The sequence below is a fragment of the Rivularia sp. UHCC 0363 genome (assembly GCF_034931125.1).
In the GTDB taxonomy this organism is placed as follows: domain Bacteria; phylum Cyanobacteriota; class Cyanobacteriia; order Cyanobacteriales; family Nostocaceae; genus Rivularia.
This window is the reverse complement of sequence record NZ_JAYGHM010000004.1, coordinates 42,475-61,872: the sequence shown is the minus strand read 5'-3', so window position 1 is coordinate 61,872 and position 19,398 is coordinate 42,475. Positions and strand designations below refer to the sequence as shown.

The following is a 19,398-nucleotide window of genomic DNA, read 5'->3' as shown; positions in this document are numbered from 1 at the left end:
TTTGACGTAAAACTAATTATGAAAATTTTATATTTTCAAGCTCATCCAGTTTACGGAGCAACCGAAAATTACATATATACTTTAGCTCAAAGATTGAATAAAGCTGATTTTCAGGTAGGAATTTTATATCCTGATGTTCCAGTACTTCAAGCTTTTAGCAAATTAGATAATGTTGAGCTTTTAGCAGTTGATTCTAAATATTTCGCAGGCAATTTGATTATTTACGTTTATTCTATTGCCAATGAAATTAGGAAGTTTGTTCCAGACATTATACATATTAATGACCCCAGCCCTTTAGGTGTCATTGCAGCACGTGTTGCTGGTGTAAAGAAAGTGCTAATCACGCATCATACTCCCGAACTGAAAACTCAATATAACTGGAAAGGAGATTTAGCAAAAAAAATCGCATTTAAATTAACAGATTACTTTATTTTTACTTCTGAGTACGATCAAGAAATAGCAAGCAAGTTAGATAATATTCCTTATGATAAATCAAAAGTAATTCCTTATGGACTAGATACTAGTAAGTTTTCGCAAACTCAGCATCAAAGAAATACTATTCGAGGAGATATTCGAGAAAAATTACAGATTCCTCAAAATAATATAGTTATAGCAAGTGCTGGAAGATTAGAAGCTCAAAAAGCCCAATCGGATTTAATTAAAGCTGCAAATATTATCTGCTCCAAGCATAATGACGTTACCTTTGTTCTCGTCGGAGAAGGAAGTTTAAGAACTCAATTAGAAACCCAAGTCAATAATATAGGTTTATCAGAAAAATTTGTATTACCTGGATTTGTAAATAATATCGAAGAGTTTTTATGTGCAGTTGATATATTTACTATGTCTTCACTCTTTGAAGGCTTATGTTACGCTGTAGTGGAAGCTGCTGCAATGAGTGTTCCAGTTGTCGCTACGGCTGTTGGAGGTATGCGTTATTCTATTGCAGATGGCAAAACAGGTTTTTTAGTTGAACCAAGAAGCCCAAAAAAATTAGCAGAAAAAATAGACTTTTTAATTGATAATCCGGATATCGCTCAACAGATGGGAGAAAAAGGTAGAGCCAGATTTATGAAACTATTTACTTTAGAACGTATGATTTCTCAAACTGAAGAAGTATACTATCAGTTAGCACAAAATAGTTGGAAAAGAACAGGGCGATTAGAAGTAAATATTTAAACTTATTTTTAATTAATGAGGAGCGCACCTATGTTATCCCCTAAAGTTACCGTTATTATCCCAACTTACAATCGAGCGCATTTGATTAAAGATGCAGTAGAAAGCGTTCTCAATCAAGCTTATCAAAATTTTGAATTAATTGTTATCGATGATGGTTCAACAGATAATACTAAAGAAGCTTTAACAGGCTATAAAGATAAACTAAGATATGTTTATCAAGATAATCAAGGACGTTCTACGGCTCGAAATCATGGTATCAAATTAGCTAAGGGTGAATATATTGCTTTCTTGGATTCGGATGATGTTTGGTTTCCAGATAAACTTGCTCGTCAAGTTCCTATTTTAGAATCTGCACCACCAGATGTTGTATTAGTACATGGTTATAAATGTATAGTTGATAAAAATCTTCAACCATTACCAGGATGGGAATTTAAGCTTCGCAATTTATATACTCTAGCTGAAAGTGGAGAAGAAACTTATGAAAATTATTTGAAATCTGCTTGTATTTTTACCTCTACTATTTTAGTTAGAATAAAGGCACTTTTAGAAATTAATGGCTATGATATTTCTATACAAGGTAGAGAAGATTTAGATTTATATTTACGCTTGCTTTTAAAAGGTTATTATTTTACTTTTATTTCAGAACCTGCTTTAATAAAGTATCGCTTTCACGAAAATAATACTAATGAAATAAGTTCTAATTTTAGTTATTTACAAGTATATGAAAAGCATCTTCACGAATGTCTGAAACTTGGTATTATAGATAGAATTGCTATAGCTAAAAAACTACTATATCAAGCTTTAGCAAAAACTCATTATCGCTTGGGTAACTATCATCAAAGTCGAGATTATTGGCAAAAGACCTTTATTAATGATTGGGAAACAGCTTTTACTAGAAGTTTTTGGAAGCAATATTTTGGTAGTTTCATCCGTCAAACAATTTTATATTTTAATTTTAATATTCAATCATTTCTTGCAGTTAGCATTTTCTTATTCAGTAAGTTCCTAAATGATGTAAACCTATAGCTATATTATTTATTATGGTTAACTCAACTTCAATATTTAAAGCTGGAACAAAATTATCTAATACATTACCAAAAAGGTTAGGTAATTCTCTCCGTTTTCGCTTTCTATCTCAGATAAATGCTAAGGAAAAAATCATACACGAAATTCATCCTGGTATTTTTCTGGAACTCGATTTAAGTGATTGGTTACAAAGGCTTTATTACTTGGGTTTTATCGAGCAAAATACATTTGAAATCATCAAAACTTTGCTTCCAGTCGGTGGAACTTTTATAGATATTGGCGCTAATATTGGTATTCATTCATGTATTATGGCTCATCATGTAAGTACCACGGGTTCTATTATTGCTTTTGAACCAATGGCAGAAAACTTGGCTCTACTCTATCAAAATATCAAATTAAATAAATTAAAAAATATCGAAGTAAATGAATTAGCTCTTTCTAATCGTCAAGGAAGCTTCAATTTATATGTACCTTCTGCTCATGAACAAGGTGCAACTGGCTGTACGCAAGTTTGGAATCCTGGTGATTGGGTAAGTATTGGTAGTACTGACTCAACAACTTTAGATATTGCTTTTCAAAAAGAACGTTTAGACTTTATCAAAATTGATACTCAAGGACATGAATTATAAATTTTGGAGGGAGCTAAATCAACAATTGAACGTTTTCAACCTTTTGTCCTTTGTGAAGTGTTTGAGGAAAATCGGACGAAGGTATTCGATTTAATGAAAAGCTGGAATTACGCTATTTTTACAGAAACTAAAGATGGTTTTCTTAGTACTTCTTTGCCATCATCAGGTTGGGTTGATGTTTTTCTGATTCCCCAAGAAAAAGTTGAAACAGTAATGACAGTTTTATCTAAAAGTAAAACGCATGAGTAATAATCTCCCTCATATTTGTATAGATGCTACCTGCGTTGTCACCGATACCAAAGGTGCATCTGTGTATGCTGTTTCTTTATTAATGGCTTTACAAAAATTATCGCTAAAAGCGCATTTTACAGTGCTGATGCGTACTGAAGCTGTTAACCGAATGGAAGTTAATAATTGTAATTGGGAAGTTGAGGGAGTTACGATTAAATCTACTCATTTTTGGCATTTGCTAACTTTACCGCGTATATTAAAAAAGCTACAACCAGACTTATTATTTGTTTTAGGAGAAACACCATTAGCTTTTGTACCAGTTCCCTATATTATTACCGTTCATGAACTACCACATATCTATCGTCAATCGGTAGGGAATGCTAATAAATCTTTACACCACGATCTTAGTCAGCGACTTACTGAAATTTTATTACCAACTACCTGTCGTCAAGCGACTCATTTACTTGCAGTTTCTCAAAGCACAGGAATAGATTTAGAACGAGAATTTCAAATTAGTCCTCAAAAAGTTAGCGTCAGCTATGCAGGTGCAGATATCAAATTTTTTCAAGCAGAATCTCTAACTATCTCTAGTTGGTTTAAAAGTATACCACGTCCTTATCTGCTGACATTTGCCACGGGGGACAATCGTGAAGTTCCAGAACTTGTTGTACGGGCTTTTGGTGAATGCGCTTCTCAAATTCCTCATCATCTAGTAATTGCGGGAAGTTGTTCGGAGTTGCAAAAATCGACGTTAGTGGAAACAGCAGTTAAACTGGGTTGTTTGGAAAAGTTACATTTTACTGGATATGTTCCCGATAACGATTTACCCGTTCTTTATTGCAATGCAGACATATATATTGAGATGTCCCGCTATGAAGGATTCGGATTGCAAGTATGCGAAGCAATGGCTACAGGAACTACTGTAATTGCAACGGAAGTGGCTTCTTTACCGGAAGTTGTTGGTGATGGAGGTTATTTAGTGAGGTTAGGAGATACTCTTACACTTGCAGATAAATTATTATTCTTATTGAAAAATCCGACAGAATTACAAAGATTGAGCAAGTTAGCACAGCAGCAAGCAGCTAAATTTTCTTGGGATAAGTGCGCGAAGGAAACTTGGAATATAATTGATAAAGTTATTTCAAAAGTAGGAATTTTATAGATAAAAATTATGTTAATTCAACAAACAAGTAACCCCGATTTATGGAATCAGGTTTGGAGTAAATCGAGCCAGGATAAAAGCGAATTCTGGGAATGGGTTGAGCGCGAATCAAATGGTATCAGAGGTACTAAAATCCAAAATTATATTCTTACTCATGTCGGAGATATCCATAAACTTAAAACTATTGAAGTTGGTTCAGGTTTAGGAATTTATAGTTTTATATTGGCTCGACTAGGTGCAGAAGTAACTTTGTTAGATTACAGCGCACAAGTTCTTACTTTAGCTGAAGAATGCTTTCAAAAAAATGCTTTAAAGGCACAATTCATACTTCAAGATGCGCTTGGAATAGAAAACGATTTGCATGGGAAATATGATGTTGCAATGTCTTTTGGAACGGTAGAACACTTCCGCTATCCCCAACGCTTACAGATGATTGAAACCCATGTTAATCTGGTGCGAAATGGGGGAGCTATTGTCATCAGCGTCCCAAATAAAGCTTTTTTACCCCATGAGATTTTAAAAACTTATCTTCAAAGAAGAAATAAATGGGAATTAGGTTACGAAGGAGCTTTTAATCGTAGTGAATTTTTTAAGCTTGCTCGTCAGCTTCAGCTTAGTAATTCCAAATTAATTGGTTCGGCATTTTTGAGTGATTTTCAAAGATATGTCCAAATTTATCGCTCAACTAGTATTTTTCAGCAAATTTTTGGTTCAACTTCTGCAAAATCGCAAATTATAGAAAAATCAAGTTGGTTAGATGATTATTTTGGGGCTGATTTAGTTTTGCTTGGTATTAAAAATAAGAAAGTTAGTTATGAGCGCAAATCCTAAAATACTATACCCCATCATCGATGGACAAGTTACAGGTGGTAATATCGTTTGTCTGCATTTAATTGAAGCAGCATTAAATCAAGGTTGGGATGTTTTAGTTAATTCACCCTCAGAAGGAAGATTTTGCGATATTCTGCGAGAAAAGGGAGTGACAGTTTACCATTTGGATACAACTCGCTCTTTTAATTGGTTATCAGCAGTCAAAATGGCACAGTTAATTAAAAAAGAAGAAGTTTCTCTGGTTCACGCTCATGCTCCTTTTGCTGGTTCAATTATTTCTGCTTTAGCTGGTAAATTAGCTGGTGTACCTGTAATTATTCACGCTCATTTACAAGATGCTCTGAGCAGTAATTCTTTGATCAGAAGCTATCAAAATATGATGAACTACTGGACAAGTAGAAAATGTTGCAATGCGATGATTGCTGTTTCTTATCAGGTAAAGGATGCATTAATTACAGAAGGTTTTGACTCACGTAAATTCTATGTTGTACATAACGGTACTCTCGTTAATAATCGGGAAATTGACTCGAATATTCGTAACGAATTAAATATTCCCGAAGACATCCCGGTTGTGATTCATATCGGTAGACTTTGTAAAAGCAAGGGACAACATCTTTTACTTCAAGCTGCTGCAAATTTACAACAATTGGGACAAGAAGCTGTATATTTAATTGTAGGTAAAGATTTAGAACAAAATGGAGCTTATCTTGATTATTTGAAAGATATGGCTCAAGAATTAGGAATTAATAACTCAGTTCATTTTTTAGGTCATCGTTCCGATATTCCTCAATTATTAGCTTTATCTGACTTACTAGTTTTACCTTCTTATACAGAGGGTTTACCTTTAGTTATTTTAGAAGCAATGGCAGCAGGTTTACCAGTTATTGCTACTCCTGTTGGAGGGATTCCAGAAGTTGTGATTCATCAAGAAACGGGTTTGTTAGTTCCTGTTGGAGATGTTCAAGCTTTAGTGAATGCAATGCTTAAGTTGCTGCAAAATCCTGATCTGAGAAATGAGATGGGAAATAAAGGATCGGAAATGGTACGGAAAGATTTTTCTGTAGAAAAGATGTGTGATGAAGTGTTTGATATTTATGAGAAAGTCGGATTATTCTGTAATTCTTATACTAATTAGTGATTTGTTCACCTAATTTAGGGGAGATTATTCTCTGTTCCTTATATTTCTACCCAACAACATCAAGATTTCTGCTTGTTCATTCTTTTAAGTAAATGTTGGCAAGTTTATCAGGTGGTGACTTATACTCATGTAATTTGTCTGCCAGTGTCATTGTCACTACGGTGATTGATCAAATGGACGGTTTGCAGATGTGTAAAATGCAGGTAATTTCGTCCAAGCAATTGGAATTGAAGCAATTAAGTAATCCAACAGAATGACCAAAATTGTAATCAAACTGCGCTCAATCTTACCTCAATTACCTTACTTAACCAAAGCTATCAAATTAGTTTGGCAATCAGCAGGTTATTGGATTATTATCTGGGCAGTTTTGCTGATTTTTCAGGGAATTTTACCAGCTATTCAAATTTATCTCATCAAAACTGCTATCAACAGCTTTGTTGCGGTTGTCAAAACGGATATTCGCTCTACTAACCTGAATGCTGCTCTCATCTACATTGCGATTTTGGTGGGACTTTTGCTATTTGCAGGTGCGATCGCCAATTTCAGCATCTGGGTGCGATCGCAAATTGCAGAATTAACTCAAGATTATGCTAGTTCGGCGATTCACCGACAAGCGATTTCCCTCGATTTGGCTTTTTTCGAGAGTCCCGATTACTACAATCACCTGCATCGTGCTTGTGTGGAAGGGAAAAATCAACCCGTTATCCTGCTGGAAAATCTGGGAGAGTTGGGTGTAAGTACTTTAACGCTGCTATCGGTTGCTGTTGTTTTGCTCCCTCTAGGTATTTGGCTCCCTCTGGGATTGCTGTTGAGCAGTTTTCCGCCGTTTCTAGCTATGTATAAAAGCAATCAACTGGAAAATCAATGGCGATTGCACAATACCGTAACGCAACGTTATCTAGATTACTACGAGCAAATCCTCACCGAAAGCGAATTTGCCGCTGAAGTGCGATTATTTGGGTTAGGCGATCGCTTTCACAATGACTATCAAAAGCTACGACAAAAGTTGCGAACCGAGAAAATGCGGTTAATGCGATCGCGCAGTTTGGCTCAATTTTTTGCGAGTTTCTTGTCCTTAGTTATACTTGGTATTGCCTTGAGTTGGATGGTGTCACAAATGGCACAGGATAAACTGAGTTTAGGCGATTTAGCTCTACTGTTACAATCACTTTGGCTTGCTCAAGGATTGCTCCAAAGGTTGCTGAGAACCTGCGGTAAAACTTACCAAAATCTACTGTTACTGCAAGATTTATTTGCATTTCTTTCTCTACAACCACTGTTGACAAGTAAAGATGCGGAATGCAAACGGCATCAAAATGTCAATTTGGGTTTAAGCAAGGGGATTTGTTTTGAAGGGGTTAGCTTTGCTTATCCCGGCAGTCAGCATTTAGCCTTAGATGATTTTACTTTAACTATTCCCGTGGGACAAATAGTGGCGATCGTTGGTGAAAATGGAGCGGGTAAAAGCACTCTAAGCAAATTATTATGTCGTTTTTATGACCCAAAAGCAGGTAAAGTTACCATCGATGGCGTAGATATCCGCGATATCCCCATAGCAGAACTGCGGCAATTTTTCAGCGTTATGTTCCAGTTTCCCGCTCGTTACCACGATACAGTCACGAATAACATGATAATGGGAGTTTTAAATACAAATCCGACACCCACGCAAATTGATACCGTAGCTCAAGCAACAGGAGCAGATATTACTATTCGGCAATTACCAGCAGGATATGACACTTTGCTGGGAAAACGCTTTGGTGGCACAGAACTGAGTGGAGGACAGTGGCAACGTTTGGCACTAGCTAGAACATGGTTGCGTTCTGCACCGATAGTTATTTTGGATGAACCAACCAGTGCAATGGATACCTGGGCAGAAAATAATTGGCTGGGAAGTTTGCGGCAATTAGCCCAGGGAAAGACGGTAGTAATAATTACTCATCGTTTGACTACAGCCCAGCACGCAGACACGATCCATGTAATGGCACAGGGAAAGATTGTCGAATCAGGAACCCATCAGCAGTTACTAGCTAAGGGTGGTAATTATACTCAATCTTGGCAGTTACAATTGGAAGCAGAAAAAGCGTTGAGTTAATTATGCCAAAAACCAAAGCAGTTATCCTCACAGAAATTATTTCCCCTTACCGCATTCCACCTTTTAATTACTTGGCTCAAGATGAAGAGATTGATTTAACAGTCTTCTTTTTCGCAGAAACGGAAAGCAGAAGAAGCTGGTTGGTAGAAAAAGAAAAAATACAGTTTAGTTATCAAGTCTTATGGGGTTTACAACTGGGTAAATCTTATCAAAGTGCGCCTGTTTTTCTCAATCCCGATGTCATTTATCAACTGTGGAAGCAGCAACCCGATGTCATCATCTGCGGGGGATGGCATCATTTTACTCATTGGTTGGCTTTGATGTATGCACAGATGACGAAAACTCCTTTATTAATTTGGAGTGAAAGTACGCTCAAAGATGAGCGAATACTTAGTAGTATTAAGTACAAACTAAAAGAATGGATTGTCAATCAAGCTGATGGATATATTATACCGGGCAAAGCCCAGAAAAATTACTTAGCTGAATTGGGAGCTAGGGAAGATAGAATTTGGACTGCTCCGAATGCCGTGGACAGCGTTTTCTTCGCGAACGAAGCCCAGTACTACCGTCAGCAAAAGGCAATTTTGAAAGAAAAATTAGACATTGCCGGATGTGTGATTCTATACGTTGGTCGATTAATTGATGAAAAAGGTATTCCCGAGCTACTTGAAGCATTTACAAAGCTCTCACCACAGAAGCAGGTAACATTAGTTATTGTTGGTGATGGTTCGCGATCGCAAAATTATCATTCATATACTCAGCAAAACCAACTTGATAATGTTGTGTTTGCAGGATTTCAACCCCAAACTGCTTTACCGCAGTATTACGGGATAGCGGATATTTTTGTTTTCCCCACCAGAAGCGATACCTGGGGGCTGGTGTTGAATGAAGCGATGGCTGCTGGTTTACCGATTGTCTGTTCCGATGCTGCGGGTGCTGCTCCTGATTTGGTTGTGAATGGGGAGAATGGCTATCTTATACCAGTGGGAGATGTTGAAAAGTTAAGTGAGAAGTTGCAGATATTGGTCGAAGATGAAAACTTGAGGGAAAAGATGGGTTTGCATTCCCAAGAGATTATTGCTAATTATACCCCCCAGAAGATGGCGCTGGGGTTGAAAGAGGCGATTTTGGGGTCATTACAGCACAACAGAATTACGAGTCAACCAAGATCCTAACTCATTTTGAGAGATATTTCCTTGTGCTAGGTTAATCATTATATCAACGGCTTCTAATTCAGTAGCGATTAGTTCATATCCATTTCTCAACAAGAAAACTGCCATCACCACAAAGCCTATTCGTTTATTTCCATCGACAAAACAATGATTTTTCACCAATCCATATCCATAGGCTGCTGCTAAATCGCAAATATTAGATAATGGTTCATAGTATGCTAATTGTTGAGGACGGTAGAGGGTTGATTCCAAAGCTCCCTCATCCAAGATACCAGAACATCCCCCATAGTCTTTGATGACTTCTATCTGGAGAGCAATAACTTCTTTTATCGCCAACCAGTAATAGGTTTCGGTCATTCATCTGCTAGGGTTTTTAAAGTATTGCGATATCGCTTTTTAACTTTTTTATAAGCTTCCATCGTTGCTGCAAAATCTGGATCGTAGGTCGTTAAAACGATTCGACCATCGGCTTCTTTGATGATAAAAACCTCATCTCCTGATTCTACACCTAAATGTTTGAGGTATTCTTGAGGGAAGGTTGCACCAACAGAGTTACCAATTTTTCGGAATTTTATGGTGTCCACTTTGGCAGTTGGGAGTATTGTAACTACATTATTATAACATCTTATTCCTATTCCTCATTCCCTATCAATTCATCCAAACTATCCGGAAAAGTTCCTCCTTCAACCATTTTTGTAAATACTTGATAGCAATCATTCTTTGCTCCTTCCTTACGGGGAAAACCCAACCATACAATCACAATAGCCTTTAATTCTGGAGTATCAAAAGTCCGAAAAAATAACCTATACCTTTGGGGTAAACCCATCTTCTTCACTCTTCCATAGCGTTTTAAGGCTCCTGTCAAAGCGAAATAGCTGGCAATTGGGTCATTTGGTATTTTAGTTTCAATTGCAACAGTAATCGCTGCAAATAGCTTCACAGTCGCATGGGTTTTAAACTCAGCTTCTGACAGCTTCTCGCGTAAATCGGCAACCCGATTTAATAATTCTTGATACTTAACTCCAAATAACTGGGGGTGAAAATAAATTTCCCAATTGTTGCTGACAAACTTAGCCATCTTCCTGGGAATCTGACTCTAGTTCCACACTCTCAATCAATTCGCGAGCAGCTTTAGACATCTCGGCTGTATAAGGCACTAATGTATTATTTTTCAATGCTTCTGTCATCGCAAAATCGAGAAACAGTCGCATCATCAGCGAATCTTCCTCCGAATCATCATCATCAGATTCAGGAATAATTCTGAGAATCGCAGTATCGGGGGACAATACCTCTATCCAGCCCGAAGCATTAGTAAATTGGGGGTGTTCGCGGTAAAAATCCGCAGGTAGCCGAAATCCAGTACTATTACCAATTTTGGTACTGCGAATCCTGTAGGAGTTACTCATATTTATGTATGTACATTATGTAATTACATGATAGAACATATGAGGGAATAGGGAATGGGGAATAGTGTTTTGTTGAGTGTATAACGCGATTAAAAAAATTTGAACGTAGTAATAAGTTATTGCAGAATCACGCACTAACTCAAGCCAATTTACAAAGCTGATTAGCGTATAAAAACTAAAGCTTATAGCAAGTAAAAACACTCAATTATTTTTGACGAAAGCCATTTTATCGCGCAAAATATGAATAGTTATATCATGTCCGGTTGAATAGTTGTCATTATTCACTGCGCGATCGCGGAGTGAAGTAATCGCAAAATCCAGCGATGAGCCGCAGCTTCGTTTCACTCCCAATGACATATCGTAACTAATTTAGCGGACATGATATTAAAAGACGAAATTCTAACTCCAAAAATTCAGGAGTTGGCTTTTAGAATCGTCTTTAATATGTAGACACGTAAAACCCACAAGAGGATATTTCAATGAATCAAGCAACATCTATTCTTAACCAAAAACTAACTATCTCAGAAAACGCCCTCGCACAAGAAGTTAATGGATAAATAGTTATATTACATTTCGAGTCAGAATTTTATTACACCTTAAATGCTGTGGGAAGTAAGGTTTGGCAATTGTTAGCAGATTCGGAAAATGTAGAGACGATACTGAGGTGGATGGGTGAAAACCCCACCGAAGCTGAAGATGCGCTGAGTCTAGCAATGGTTAAGGCTTGGGAGAAGATACAACAATATGCAGGGAAGGTTAATAATTATAAAGGATGGTTGACACTAATTTTCGCAAAATCGTATACCCGTAAGGCTTATGATGAGAAGACAAAGGCTTTACACGGAGCGTATCACATTTCGGTAAGGCTCATGGGAGTATTGCGAAGCTTGCGCGACGTAAGTCGTTCGCATTTACTAATTAACACTTATAGCAGGAGTGCGATCGTATTTACTAATTAACACTTGTAGCGGAAGTGCGATCGCTCTATATAAACGCTTGTAACGGGAGTGCGATCGCTTGATATAAACACTTGTAGCGGGAGTGCGATCGCATTTATGGGGTTAGCAATTCCGTCGTCACTGTCTTGATGTTCGAGCGATCGCTCAAGAATTTGAGTTGTAAATCCCAACTCCTCACTGATAAAATTTTGGATATTTCCTAACTAATTATCTATCTCCCAATCTTCAATCAGTAAGTTATTAATACGCTGAAATTCTCTAGTATTATGGGTGACAAGGGTTAAATTATTTGTCAGTGCAATGGCAGCAATTTGCAAATCATACGCTCCAATCGGTGTGCCTAATACTTCTAGTCCAGAGCGAATAGTTCCAAATGTCATTGCGGCTAAATCATCAAAGGGTAGTGATATAAATTGAGATAAAAATTGTTGTTGTAAAGTAAGATTCCGTTCTGGGTTAGCACTTTTCATTGAGCCATAAAATAGTTCAGCTTTGACAATTGAGCAAACGGCAATATCTTTAGTAGCAGTAGATTCTAATTTTTGCTTTAAGGTTGTGTTTTTACCACGCATATAAATAATGCAAGTGTTAGTATCTAGCAGAAATTTCATAGAATCTCTTCTCTTTTTTGTTGTTCTCCTTGGGGATGTCGGAAAAATGTTTCGTCTTGGATACATCCATAGAATTGAGGCTGGGGATATTCTGGAGTTGAAGTGTCGGTTTCTGGTTCTACCGAATAGATGAGGGTTTTAAGCAATTCCCACCGCTCAACAGCAGGTAACTGCATCGCTAAATTTTTCACTTCTAGTAATGTAACGTTTGGGTTTGTTTGCATGGGCTTAGTTATGGCTATTTTTAGCCTAGTTTAACTCGTTTTTTAGCTATTAATAGTAGGGTGCGTGACAGCTACAAGAAATTATTAATCATAACGAAAATTGTTAACATTGCCGTCACGCGCCATTTTATTATTCTGGCGTTGCCTCAGCTATAATACCATTGGGCTTAACAGTATGTATTAACTATATTTGACTTATGCTGATCCAGAAAATTGTCCAAGAACTGCAAGATATCCCCGAAGATAAACTAGCAGAACTTTATGACATAATTCATTATTTTCGCTTAGGTTTAGGTCAGGAGGCTCCCCAACCCCGCACCCCTGGTTTATTGAAAGGACAACTGGGTGGTATCCGCTCAGTAAATCGGGGTGAAAAGAAAAAATAAGAAGTAACAAAGGTACAAGATGCGTCGTAGAATATGACACATGACGCAAAAACTACCAGCAGAGAAATTAGTGCATGGGACATTTTTATGTCTCTTGTTGACACTACTCGCAAGTTAAGTATCAGCTTTTTCGAGTATATGCATGACCGCATTTCTCAACTTGAAAATGTTCCACCTTTGGCGACGATTATTCAGAAGAAGTCTTCTTCCAATCCATTTGGCTGGTCATGGATGTCTCAATAACCTCCTACCCCTAAATTTTGAGGGGATACAGTTTATTTATATGAATTGGCGAAGTTAGTAGGTTGGGTTGAGCGTCCAATACTTTGCATTTCATATCTTGCACCATTCTCAACAACCATTGAGAAACCGGGTTTATGAATAAAAAATTAGGGTTTTGATGGGTAAACCTTTTCAATAAACCCGGTTTCTAACCCTGGCGAGTTTTTTAGCTTAACGATGATGTAGATAAATAAATGCTATGGCTCAATATAAGATATATCTTGATGTTTGTTGTTTAAATCGTCCTTTTGATGACCAAACGCAGCCACGCATTCGTTTAGAAAGTGAAGCAGTGATGACGATTATTAATCAATGTCAATCAGGAGATTGGAAAATGATTAATAGTAGTGCAATAATTGCAGAACTGAACCAAACACCGAATATAGAAAGATTGCAAAATATCAAAAAACTATTAGCAGTTGCTAAAATTAAAGTTAAAACTAGTTTATTTGTCGAAGAGCGAGCGGCTGAATTTAAAGAAATGGGATTCTCTAGCTATGACGCTACTCACATTGCTAGCGCAGAAAGAAGTCAAGCAGACGTATTCTTGACAACTGACGATAGATTGCTTAAAAAAGCTCGCAAAAATTCTCAATCAATTACCGTAAATATTAACAATCCCGTACAATGGCTGGCAGAAATTACACAAATGGAAGATAGAAACGATGACTAGAACACAACAAGAAATTATTATACAAGGTTATAAAGCTTTAGTAGATTCCTTGGGAGTTATTGATGCAATTAAATTTATTCAGTATTATAGCCCCGGCAAAGGTGATTATACCAAAGAGCGTCATCAATGGCTTGATAATAAATCTTTAGATGATGTATTTACAGAAATAAAAAAATTGCAAGACGACGATACGAATGAATACGAAGAAATTATTGAATAGTTAGCTGAAGTCTCTAATTCCACACCCTCAATTTTCTAGTAACTTGATGATATCTTCTTTACAAGTTTTCTTTGTTGTTCTCTCAATAGCTCATATTTCAATATTGCTTAATAAAGGCACTTTACTTTCCTCCTGATAATTAGTTACTTTCTCTTCAAAACTCGCATTTTTGTAGGGTGTGTGACGGCTAAGATAAATTATTAATAATATAGAAAAGAGACGCGTGAAAACCTTCAAATTTATCCTGATAGCAAAGCTGGGCGATCGCGCTAATTTAGAGTAGTGTTTTAGTTACGATCGCTATTCCCCATAATCGCTGTTTTAAAAGCCGAGCGATCGCTTCATACAAACTAAATATTTTCCTGATTTAACCAAGCTTGTAAATCAGCCATACTAGAAAAATCAAGTAACGCTTCCCCCAGATTTTCCAATTCTTCCAAAGGCAAAGCTTCAACCTGTTGACGAACATCCTCTGGTAATTCCCCCACCCGTCGATTTAGCAGACGGAGGATAAGCGAGTAAGCTTCGGCTTCTCTTCCCTGTTCTCTTCCCCGTTGTTCTCCTTCCTGTATCCCTTCTTCCTTAATTTCCCGGTAAACCCGCGTTTCTTTGAGTGTAATTCCTAACATTTCTTCTACCTCCCTTTGGCTCTTGTTTTCAAACTTGTACACCATTATCGTCGTGATTAACTCTATTATGGCGCGATTTCTTGGTTGAGTTTCTTCTTGCTGATTCCTGGTTAACAAATACCTTGCTTCTTGAGTTGCTTGCTCATCCTCCAAGGTAGTTAATACCATCAACCCTACCCATATAGGTAATTGGCGAATATCTCCCAACTCATCCAAATATATGCGATTTACCTGGGAACTATTGAGTAGATTGGAATAAGGAAGAATATCATTTTGTTCAAGATTACGGGATGGGTAAATTATCGCTACTTGGAAATTACAAAATCTGGCACGATTGCGGTAGAAATATAGGTAAGATTCCGCAAATACCCGTTCGTAAAGTAGTTCATCCTTCTGAAATTGTACCTCGCAGAAATAAACCACACCCGGATTCTCCGTTTCTGGTGGGAGAAATACCCCATCGATTTCAAATTTTGGTTCTTTAACAGCTACCGAATCAAATCTATATTCATCCGCATTTTATGGTGGATTTGTCAATAATTCAAATAATAAATTTGGGTATTGTTGAAATAGTTTATAAAAAATCGAATCTCGACGCATGGAAGTTTTTACTTGAGAGTTGATTGCACCTCATCAATTTTAAGCTTTTAGTATCTTGATTATCGAGCGATTGGGGTAATATTGATTGCGATATCCTTGCTAATCGATTCATGCGATCGCATTTACTAATTAACAGTTGTAGTGGGAGTGCGATCACCCTTCGTCTCGTTTGAGCAATTTCGTACTATTTTGATGATTGAGCGATCGCTTTTCTGGTTGTACCCAATAAAAATAATGTTAAAAGCTCTACCTTAATTTTCGTTTTTTTATACAAGTAATTAAGCTACACCAAAATCCGTATATTGACGTACTTGGGGCGGATGAAAAGCTAAGATAATATCCTCCTTGGGAACCCCAGCTTCTAAGAATTCCTCAGCAACCGGACGATTTGTACCATCATGTTGAATCCAAATTTTTCCTTGGATAATATCAATATGTACAACGCAACCATGTATCCGACGTTGCCCATCCCAACCTACGTGCATCACTTCATAATGGTCTGTTTCTGGGTTAATAATTGCTTCTGTTTCAATTTCACCGTGAGAAGGTTTATACTTCGCATAATCGTAGATTAAATCACTGACTATTTGGCGATAGCGTTCTAAGGTATCCATTGGATAATTCTCCTTTGTTCATCATCAAATACTAAGAGTTTAATTTTTAAGCTTTTGAGGATTAATTGCCCTAATTTTTCTGTAAAAATACTTTCGTAAGAACGTTTGGGAACAGCGAGGTAAAGTATTCGTTCGGTGTCTGTTTCGGCAAGAATACTTTTATAAACACCATATTTTCCGGCAGCTTCTTCTAAGTCCTTGACTGGGGAAGGTTTTAAAAAACTTTTAATTTCAACTGCTATTTTAAGATTATCTTTTTGAGCGGCTATTGTGGTTTTTTCTGCACCCAAATCAACATAAAGTTCTCTACCACCATAGGATAAAATCAAAGGGTCATCAGTTATTTCCCAGCCATCATGAATTAAGGCTTCAACGACAGTATCATGATAAAAATCCTTGGCGGGCATGGTAAAGCGGTAGTTTAAGTTTTCCTTTTATAGTTTTTATTTTATCGGATTTTTATCAACTAGCCCCTAAAAAAACACCCTTCAATTCAGCAACATCCTCCAAAATTACATCACAAATCTCAGATAACTCAGCCAAACTATCCCCTCGGTGCAAATGTCGCATTGGTACAGCAGCAGCTAAACGTCCCAATAGTGCAAATTCCCGTCTTTGCATATCTCGCTGTAACTTCAAAGATTGGGGATATCTATGGGTAATTAGCTGCATTAAACCCAGTTGGGGAATAATTGTTTCTATACTCGGTGCTACCAACGACTGCTGACGCTCTCCCAAAACATAAATTGCAGCTAGGGGTAAAGGTTGGCTGTGAAAACTCCATGTTGATGCGGTATTTTGATTTAATTCGACAAAATGCTTATCAGTTTGACTAAATACTCGCGGTAATCCCTTTTCATCACCGTAAAGTTGATTTACCGCAGATTTCCACAACCGCAAACGGGGATAACCAGGTTTAACTAAGAAGGAGTCGCCACAATCGCTAAGAACAGCAATATCATCAGCTAAGATAGGGTAGCCGCGTTTTGCTAGTGCTGCTGCTGTGGTTGATTTACCCGCACCCTTTGCACCGATAATCGCGATAGCGCAATTATCTACTTTAATAACACTGCTGTGGAGACATAGTTTTCCTTGTAATCGTAAAGCTGTACCGATAATGCAACCGAGTAAAATCGCTGTTACTTCTTCTAATGGCACGTTTGCCCAAGTAATCCAGATTTGCTTTCCAGTTGGGGTAATTTCCACATCTAATGTTTCGCTGCTACAACCAAGAGAGAGGCAATGATAAATGCCATCAGCTTTTTGTTGTGTGTACCAACCAGAGCGATACTTATCTTCTTCTTTATCTTGATGTGATAGTGGGGATAAGTTGCATTCTACTATATTAACTTTTACATCTGCTGTTGCAGTGGTTGAGGTGGGAATTAAAATTGGTAGTGGTTGGTTAGTGCGTAAAGTTAAACCATAGACTTGATAGTATAATGCCTGGGAACAAAGGTACATTTATATATTTCCTGAATTTGATTCGGGTGTACTAAATTTATGGGTTTAGTTTTGTCATTTTTAGCACTTGATGCTTTTTGCGTTCTCAAATGTAACTAATTGTCTATTGTATATAGTCATCTTTATGTTTGTTAAGTTTTGACATATATATTGTGATTTATTAAGAAAATATATGCAAAATCAATTTGCCATAAACCAGTAAATATACTCTTGCAAAATAATAAATATTAGCTATGTTTACGTAAATATGCTGAACCATCAACTTGCCTGATGGGTTTATAGTGAGTTAGCAAGCTGATAGGCTTAAATTAATTAACTTAAGGCGAATGAGTCTTATGGAGAAATTAACTGTGGCAGAAGATATAAAAACATTACGTACCTTACTTGATGGGAAGAATGCACTCGGGAATCTTACTTAGAGGGTAACCAGTTAAAAGCAATAGTACCAAGATTGATGAATCAACTTTCTCCCCATACCCTACTGCAACGAATTCCCGAAGTTCAAGTAAGGATCGATTCTAGCAATTACGCCCAGATTATCACAAAGGATAGAGTTATTGCTTGCGGCACGCACGGGTTAGCCGTTCTGAATATTTTTGCCCAACCGATTTCTATGAAGCAAGCCTTGTCCAAGTTAAAGGAGCTAATTCTTGGGGCGCAGGATTGGATGAATTTAACCAGTACAATTTTGCAGCTATATCGGGCGGGAATTTTGGTAGAAGAAGGGCAAATATCACCTACGCTGAGAACAGAACCCTATGGATTTGACGCTCTTGGTATTCATATTGCCATGTTAAACGATCGCCAGCGCACAGCCACTTATTTAGCAGCGATTCGGGAAGTTGTGCGTCCTGGAGATGTAGTGGTAGATTTGGGAACGGGGACGGGTGTATTAGCCATTGCTGCTGCTTGTGCGGGTGCAAGTCGCGTTTATGCTATAGAAGCAAGTAAGATTGGGTCTGCGGCTCAAGCAATCTTTGAGGCGAATGGCTTGGCAGATAAAATTACCCTAGTACAAGGTTGGTCTACCCAAGTTAGTTTACCAGAAAAGGCAGATGTGCTGATTAGTGAAATTATCGGTAACGAGCCGTTGGGAGAGCAAGTATTAGAATTCACCTTGGATGCTCGCCAGCGACTGCTCAAACCCAATGCCCGGTTGATACCCAGTCGATTAAAAGTTTACGGTTTGGCTGTCACCATTCCTGAAACCGAGTTGCAGAAGCGGAAAGTCAGCCGAAGCGCATTGTCAAATTGGCAGTCATGGTATGGAATTGATTTTAGTTTCTTAGAGACAGTTGCCCAAACTTCCCCCTATGCGTTTCATCTAAAACCCTATTTAGCTAAAAACTGGGAAACGTTAAGCGAACCTATAATGCTGGCTGAAATTGATTTGCAGCTTGTAAGTAATTTGGCAATTGATACCACCACAACTGTAACAGCTAGCGCTGACGGGCGATTGGATGGGATTCTGGTTTACTTTGAATTAGAACTAAGTCCCACAACTATTCTTTCAACGGCTCCCACTCAAGCAAGTGAAGATTGTCACTGGCGCAGTCCCGTTTGGTTATTAGCGCCATCGCGTAATCTCCATAAGGGAGAATTGTTTACCGTCAGTTATAGAAACAAGGTAGCTGGAAGTCCGAATCAAGTTAGTGTAGAGTTTCCATAGACATTTTAACTAATTGAAAAATAACGGTATATATCGGACAATATCTGTATAAACCAGACAGAATAAATAGTTGATATGTACTTGTTGCCCAAGGAAGCATCCGAAAAATAGTACTTATGGAATAATTACGGATTTTCAGTAAAAATACTTACATACAGCAAGTTGCTGGATTATAATAATCTTGTCAAAGGCTGATGATGCTAG

Annotated in this window: 26 protein-coding genes and 1 pseudogene; 15 read left to right on the top strand and 12 right to left on the bottom strand. The window is 37.5% G+C overall.

Annotated elements, in window-relative coordinates:
* Nucleotides 1-18 precede the first annotated feature (18 nt).
* The 9 genes from VB797_RS03695 (at nt 19) to VB797_RS03655 (ending at nt 9,460) form a co-directional block, all read left to right on the top strand.
* Nucleotides 19-1,176 (top strand): glycosyltransferase family 4 protein, encoded by a 1,158-nt coding sequence (locus tag VB797_RS03695; RefSeq protein WP_323236280.1) that lies wholly within the window; start codon nt 19-21, stop codon nt 1,174-1,176.
* A 30-nt stretch (nt 1,177-1,206) separates the two neighbouring features.
* On the top strand, nt 1,207-2,202 hold the full coding sequence (locus VB797_RS03690; RefSeq protein ID WP_323236279.1) for a glycosyltransferase family 2 protein: 996 nt from the start codon (nt 1,207-1,209) through the stop codon (nt 2,200-2,202).
* Nucleotides 2,203-2,216: 14 nt separating this feature from the next.
* Nucleotides 2,217-2,831: an FkbM family methyltransferase gene (locus VB797_RS03685; protein WP_323236278.1), complete on the top strand. Its 615-nt coding sequence runs from the start codon at nt 2,217-2,219 to the stop codon at nt 2,829-2,831.
* A gap of 3 nt (nt 2,832-2,834) precedes the next feature.
* Nucleotides 2,835-3,080, top strand: coding sequence for a hypothetical protein (locus VB797_RS03680; protein WP_323236277.1), 246 nt, complete (start codon nt 2,835-2,837; stop codon nt 3,078-3,080).
* Complete coding sequence (locus VB797_RS03675; RefSeq protein ID WP_323236275.1) at nt 3,073-4,224, top strand: glycosyltransferase family 1 protein; 1,152 nt, start codon at nt 3,073-3,075, stop codon at nt 4,222-4,224. Before VB797_RS03680 ends, VB797_RS03675 begins: the two co-directional genes overlap by 8 nt.
* 9 nt (nt 4,225-4,233) lie before the next feature.
* Entirely contained in the window at nt 4,234-5,055 is an 822-nt protein-coding gene (locus VB797_RS03670; protein WP_323236273.1) for a class I SAM-dependent methyltransferase, read from the top strand.
* Nucleotides 5,039-6,190, top strand: a complete 1,152-nt coding sequence (locus VB797_RS03665; RefSeq protein ID WP_323236271.1) for a glycosyltransferase family 4 protein — start codon at nt 5,039-5,041, stop codon at nt 6,188-6,190. Before VB797_RS03670 ends, VB797_RS03665 begins: the two co-directional genes overlap by 17 nt.
* Before the next feature lie 256 nt (nt 6,191-6,446).
* Nucleotides 6,447-8,285: an ABC transporter ATP-binding protein gene (locus VB797_RS03660; RefSeq protein ID WP_323236270.1), complete on the top strand. Its 1,839-nt coding sequence runs from the start codon at nt 6,447-6,449 to the stop codon at nt 8,283-8,285.
* Nucleotides 8,286-8,287: 2 nt separating this feature from the next.
* Nucleotides 8,288-9,460 carry a glycosyltransferase family 4 protein gene (locus tag VB797_RS03655; RefSeq protein ID WP_323236269.1) on the top strand — a complete coding sequence of 391 codons (1,173 nt, stop codon included), beginning with the start codon at nt 8,288-8,290 and terminating at the stop codon, nt 9,458-9,460.
* Here the strand turns inward: VB797_RS03655 and VB797_RS03650 are convergent.
* The 5 genes from VB797_RS03650 to VB797_RS03630 form a co-directional block, all read right to left on the bottom strand.
* Nucleotides 9,422-9,814: a type II toxin-antitoxin system death-on-curing family toxin gene (locus VB797_RS03650; protein ID WP_323236268.1), complete on the bottom strand. Its 393-nt coding sequence runs from the start codon at nt 9,812-9,814 to the stop codon at nt 9,422-9,424. The two genes, VB797_RS03655 and VB797_RS03650, sit on opposite strands and share 39 nt — an antisense overlap.
* Complete coding sequence (locus VB797_RS03645) at nt 9,811-10,041, bottom strand: AbrB/MazE/SpoVT family DNA-binding domain-containing protein (RefSeq protein ID WP_323236267.1); 231 nt, start codon at nt 10,039-10,041, stop codon at nt 9,811-9,813. Before VB797_RS03645 ends, VB797_RS03650 begins: the two co-directional genes overlap by 4 nt.
* 47 nt (nt 10,042-10,088) lie before the next feature.
* A complete protein-coding gene (locus VB797_RS03640) occupies nt 10,089-10,535 on the bottom strand; it encodes a type II toxin-antitoxin system YhaV family toxin (protein WP_323236266.1) in 447 nt (148 codons plus the stop codon).
* Nucleotides 10,528-10,863 (bottom strand): hypothetical protein, encoded by a 336-nt coding sequence (locus tag VB797_RS03635; RefSeq protein ID WP_323236264.1) that lies wholly within the window; start codon nt 10,861-10,863, stop codon nt 10,528-10,530. Before VB797_RS03635 ends, VB797_RS03640 begins: the two co-directional genes overlap by 8 nt.
* Nucleotides 10,864-11,064: 201 nt before the next feature.
* Nucleotides 11,065-11,208 (bottom strand): hypothetical protein, encoded by a 144-nt coding sequence (locus tag VB797_RS03630; RefSeq protein WP_323236262.1) that lies wholly within the window; start codon nt 11,206-11,208, stop codon nt 11,065-11,067.
* Between the two features lie 212 nt (nt 11,209-11,420).
* On the opposite strand from VB797_RS03630, the gene VB797_RS03625 reads away from it, so the two are divergent.
* Complete coding sequence (locus VB797_RS03625; RefSeq protein WP_323236381.1) at nt 11,421-11,822, top strand: PqqD family peptide modification chaperone; 402 nt, start codon at nt 11,421-11,423, stop codon at nt 11,820-11,822.
* Here VB797_RS03625 and VB797_RS03620 read toward each other — a convergent pair.
* The 3 genes from VB797_RS03620 to VB797_RS03610 are packed head-to-tail and all read right to left on the bottom strand — an operon-like array spanning nt 11,819 to nt 12,657.
* Nucleotides 11,819-11,992 (bottom strand): hypothetical protein, encoded by a 174-nt coding sequence (locus tag VB797_RS03620; RefSeq protein WP_323236260.1) that lies wholly within the window; start codon nt 11,990-11,992, stop codon nt 11,819-11,821. The genes VB797_RS03625 and VB797_RS03620 overlap by 4 nt on opposite strands.
* Nucleotides 11,993-12,025: 33 nt before the next feature.
* Nucleotides 12,026-12,433 (bottom strand): type II toxin-antitoxin system tRNA(fMet)-specific endonuclease VapC, encoded by a 408-nt coding sequence (gene vapC / locus VB797_RS03615; protein WP_323236258.1) that lies wholly within the window; start codon nt 12,431-12,433, stop codon nt 12,026-12,028.
* Entirely contained in the window at nt 12,430-12,657 is a 228-nt protein-coding gene (locus VB797_RS03610; protein WP_323236256.1) for a hypothetical protein, read from the bottom strand. Before VB797_RS03610 ends, vapC begins: the two co-directional genes overlap by 4 nt.
* Before the next feature lie 197 nt (nt 12,658-12,854).
* Between VB797_RS03610 and VB797_RS03605 the strand changes: the two genes are divergently transcribed.
* The 4 genes from VB797_RS03605 to VB797_RS03590 all read left to right on the top strand — a co-directional run bounded on the left by VB797_RS03605 (nt 12,855) and on the right by VB797_RS03590 (nt 14,218).
* Nucleotides 12,855-13,043, top strand: coding sequence for a hypothetical protein (locus tag VB797_RS03605; RefSeq protein WP_323236255.1), 189 nt, complete (start codon nt 12,855-12,857; stop codon nt 13,041-13,043).
* An 87-nt stretch (nt 13,044-13,130) separates the two neighbouring features.
* Nucleotides 13,131-13,286, top strand: a complete 156-nt coding sequence (locus tag VB797_RS03600; RefSeq protein ID WP_323236254.1) for a hypothetical protein — start codon at nt 13,131-13,133, stop codon at nt 13,284-13,286.
* Between the two features lie 238 nt (nt 13,287-13,524).
* On the top strand, nt 13,525-13,998 hold the full coding sequence (locus VB797_RS03595) for a PIN domain-containing protein (protein ID WP_323236253.1): 474 nt from the start codon (nt 13,525-13,527) through the stop codon (nt 13,996-13,998).
* Nucleotides 13,991-14,218, top strand: a complete 228-nt coding sequence (locus VB797_RS03590) for a hypothetical protein (RefSeq protein ID WP_323236252.1) — start codon at nt 13,991-13,993, stop codon at nt 14,216-14,218. The genes VB797_RS03595 and VB797_RS03590 overlap by 8 nt, the downstream gene beginning before the upstream one ends.
* 350 nt (nt 14,219-14,568) lie before the next feature.
* On the opposite strand, the pseudogene VB797_RS03585 reads toward VB797_RS03590, so the two are convergent.
* The 4 genes and pseudogenes from VB797_RS03585 to VB797_RS03570 form a co-directional block, all read right to left on the bottom strand.
* Nucleotides 14,569-15,447 (bottom strand): annotated as a pseudogene (locus VB797_RS03585) (Rpn family recombination-promoting nuclease/putative transposase).
* 278 nt (nt 15,448-15,725) lie between these two features.
* Nucleotides 15,726-16,061 (bottom strand): XisI protein, encoded by a 336-nt coding sequence (locus VB797_RS03580; protein ID WP_323236251.1) that lies wholly within the window; start codon nt 16,059-16,061, stop codon nt 15,726-15,728.
* Complete coding sequence (locus tag VB797_RS03575) at nt 16,049-16,468, bottom strand: element excision factor XisH family protein (RefSeq protein ID WP_323236250.1); 420 nt, start codon at nt 16,466-16,468, stop codon at nt 16,049-16,051. Before VB797_RS03575 ends, VB797_RS03580 begins: the two co-directional genes overlap by 13 nt.
* Nucleotides 16,469-16,523: 55 nt before the next feature.
* Entirely contained in the window at nt 16,524-17,525 is a 1,002-nt protein-coding gene (locus VB797_RS03570) for a serine/threonine protein kinase (RefSeq protein WP_323236249.1), read from the bottom strand.
* Nucleotides 17,526-17,979: 454 nt separating this feature from the next.
* Here VB797_RS03570 and VB797_RS03565 point away from each other — a divergent pair, with 454 nt between their 5' ends.
* A complete protein-coding gene (locus VB797_RS03565) occupies nt 17,980-19,194 on the top strand; it encodes a 50S ribosomal protein L11 methyltransferase (RefSeq protein ID WP_323236248.1) in 1,215 nt (404 codons plus the stop codon).
* The last annotated feature ends 204 nt before the right edge of the window (nt 19,195-19,398 follow it).

Excerpts from the sequence above, each read along its gene's own strand:
- VB797_RS03635 (WP_323236264.1), bottom strand. The coding sequence starts at position 10,863 with ATGAGTAACTCCTACAGGATTCGCAGTACCAAAATTGGTAATAGTACT.
- VB797_RS03655 (WP_323236269.1), top strand. The coding sequence starts at position 8,288 with ATGCCAAAAACCAAAGCAGTTATCCTCACAGAAATTATTTCCCCTTAC.
- VB797_RS03695 (WP_323236280.1), top strand. The coding sequence starts at position 19 with ATGAAAATTTTATATTTTCAAGCTCATCCAGTTTACGGAGCAACCGAA.
- VB797_RS03565 (WP_323236248.1), top strand. The coding sequence starts at position 17,980 with ATGAATCAACTTTCTCCCCATACCCTACTGCAACGAATTCCCGAAGTT.
- VB797_RS03610 (WP_323236256.1), bottom strand. The coding sequence starts at position 12,657 with ATGCAAACAAACCCAAACGTTACATTACTAGAAGTGAAAAATTTAGCG.
- VB797_RS03575 (WP_323236250.1), bottom strand. The coding sequence starts at position 16,468 with ATGCCCGCCAAGGATTTTTATCATGATACTGTCGTTGAAGCCTTAATT.
- VB797_RS03640 (WP_323236266.1), bottom strand. The coding sequence starts at position 10,535 with ATGGCTAAGTTTGTCAGCAACAATTGGGAAATTTATTTTCACCCCCAG.
- VB797_RS03685 (WP_323236278.1), top strand. The coding sequence starts at position 2,217 with ATGGTTAACTCAACTTCAATATTTAAAGCTGGAACAAAATTATCTAAT.
- vapC (WP_323236258.1), bottom strand. The coding sequence starts at position 12,433 with ATGAAATTTCTGCTAGATACTAACACTTGCATTATTTATATGCGTGGT.
- VB797_RS03595 (WP_323236253.1), top strand. The coding sequence starts at position 13,525 with ATGGCTCAATATAAGATATATCTTGATGTTTGTTGTTTAAATCGTCCT.
- VB797_RS03690 (WP_323236279.1), top strand. The coding sequence starts at position 1,207 with ATGTTATCCCCTAAAGTTACCGTTATTATCCCAACTTACAATCGAGCG.
- VB797_RS03660 (WP_323236270.1), top strand. The coding sequence starts at position 6,447 with ATGACCAAAATTGTAATCAAACTGCGCTCAATCTTACCTCAATTACCT.
- VB797_RS03670 (WP_323236273.1), top strand. The coding sequence starts at position 4,234 with ATGTTAATTCAACAAACAAGTAACCCCGATTTATGGAATCAGGTTTGG.
- VB797_RS03600 (WP_323236254.1), top strand. The coding sequence starts at position 13,131 with ATGTCTCTTGTTGACACTACTCGCAAGTTAAGTATCAGCTTTTTCGAG.
- VB797_RS03605 (WP_323236255.1), top strand. The coding sequence starts at position 12,855 with ATGCTGATCCAGAAAATTGTCCAAGAACTGCAAGATATCCCCGAAGAT.
- VB797_RS03650 (WP_323236268.1), bottom strand. The coding sequence starts at position 9,814 with ATGACCGAAACCTATTACTGGTTGGCGATAAAAGAAGTTATTGCTCTC.
- VB797_RS03665 (WP_323236271.1), top strand. The coding sequence starts at position 5,039 with ATGAGCGCAAATCCTAAAATACTATACCCCATCATCGATGGACAAGTT.
- VB797_RS03675 (WP_323236275.1), top strand. The coding sequence starts at position 3,073 with ATGAGTAATAATCTCCCTCATATTTGTATAGATGCTACCTGCGTTGTC.
- VB797_RS03570 (WP_323236249.1), bottom strand. The coding sequence starts at position 17,525 with ATGTACCTTTGTTCCCAGGCATTATACTATCAAGTCTATGGTTTAACT.
- VB797_RS03590 (WP_323236252.1), top strand. The coding sequence starts at position 13,991 with ATGACTAGAACACAACAAGAAATTATTATACAAGGTTATAAAGCTTTA.
- VB797_RS03580 (WP_323236251.1), bottom strand. The coding sequence starts at position 16,061 with ATGGATACCTTAGAACGCTATCGCCAAATAGTCAGTGATTTAATCTAC.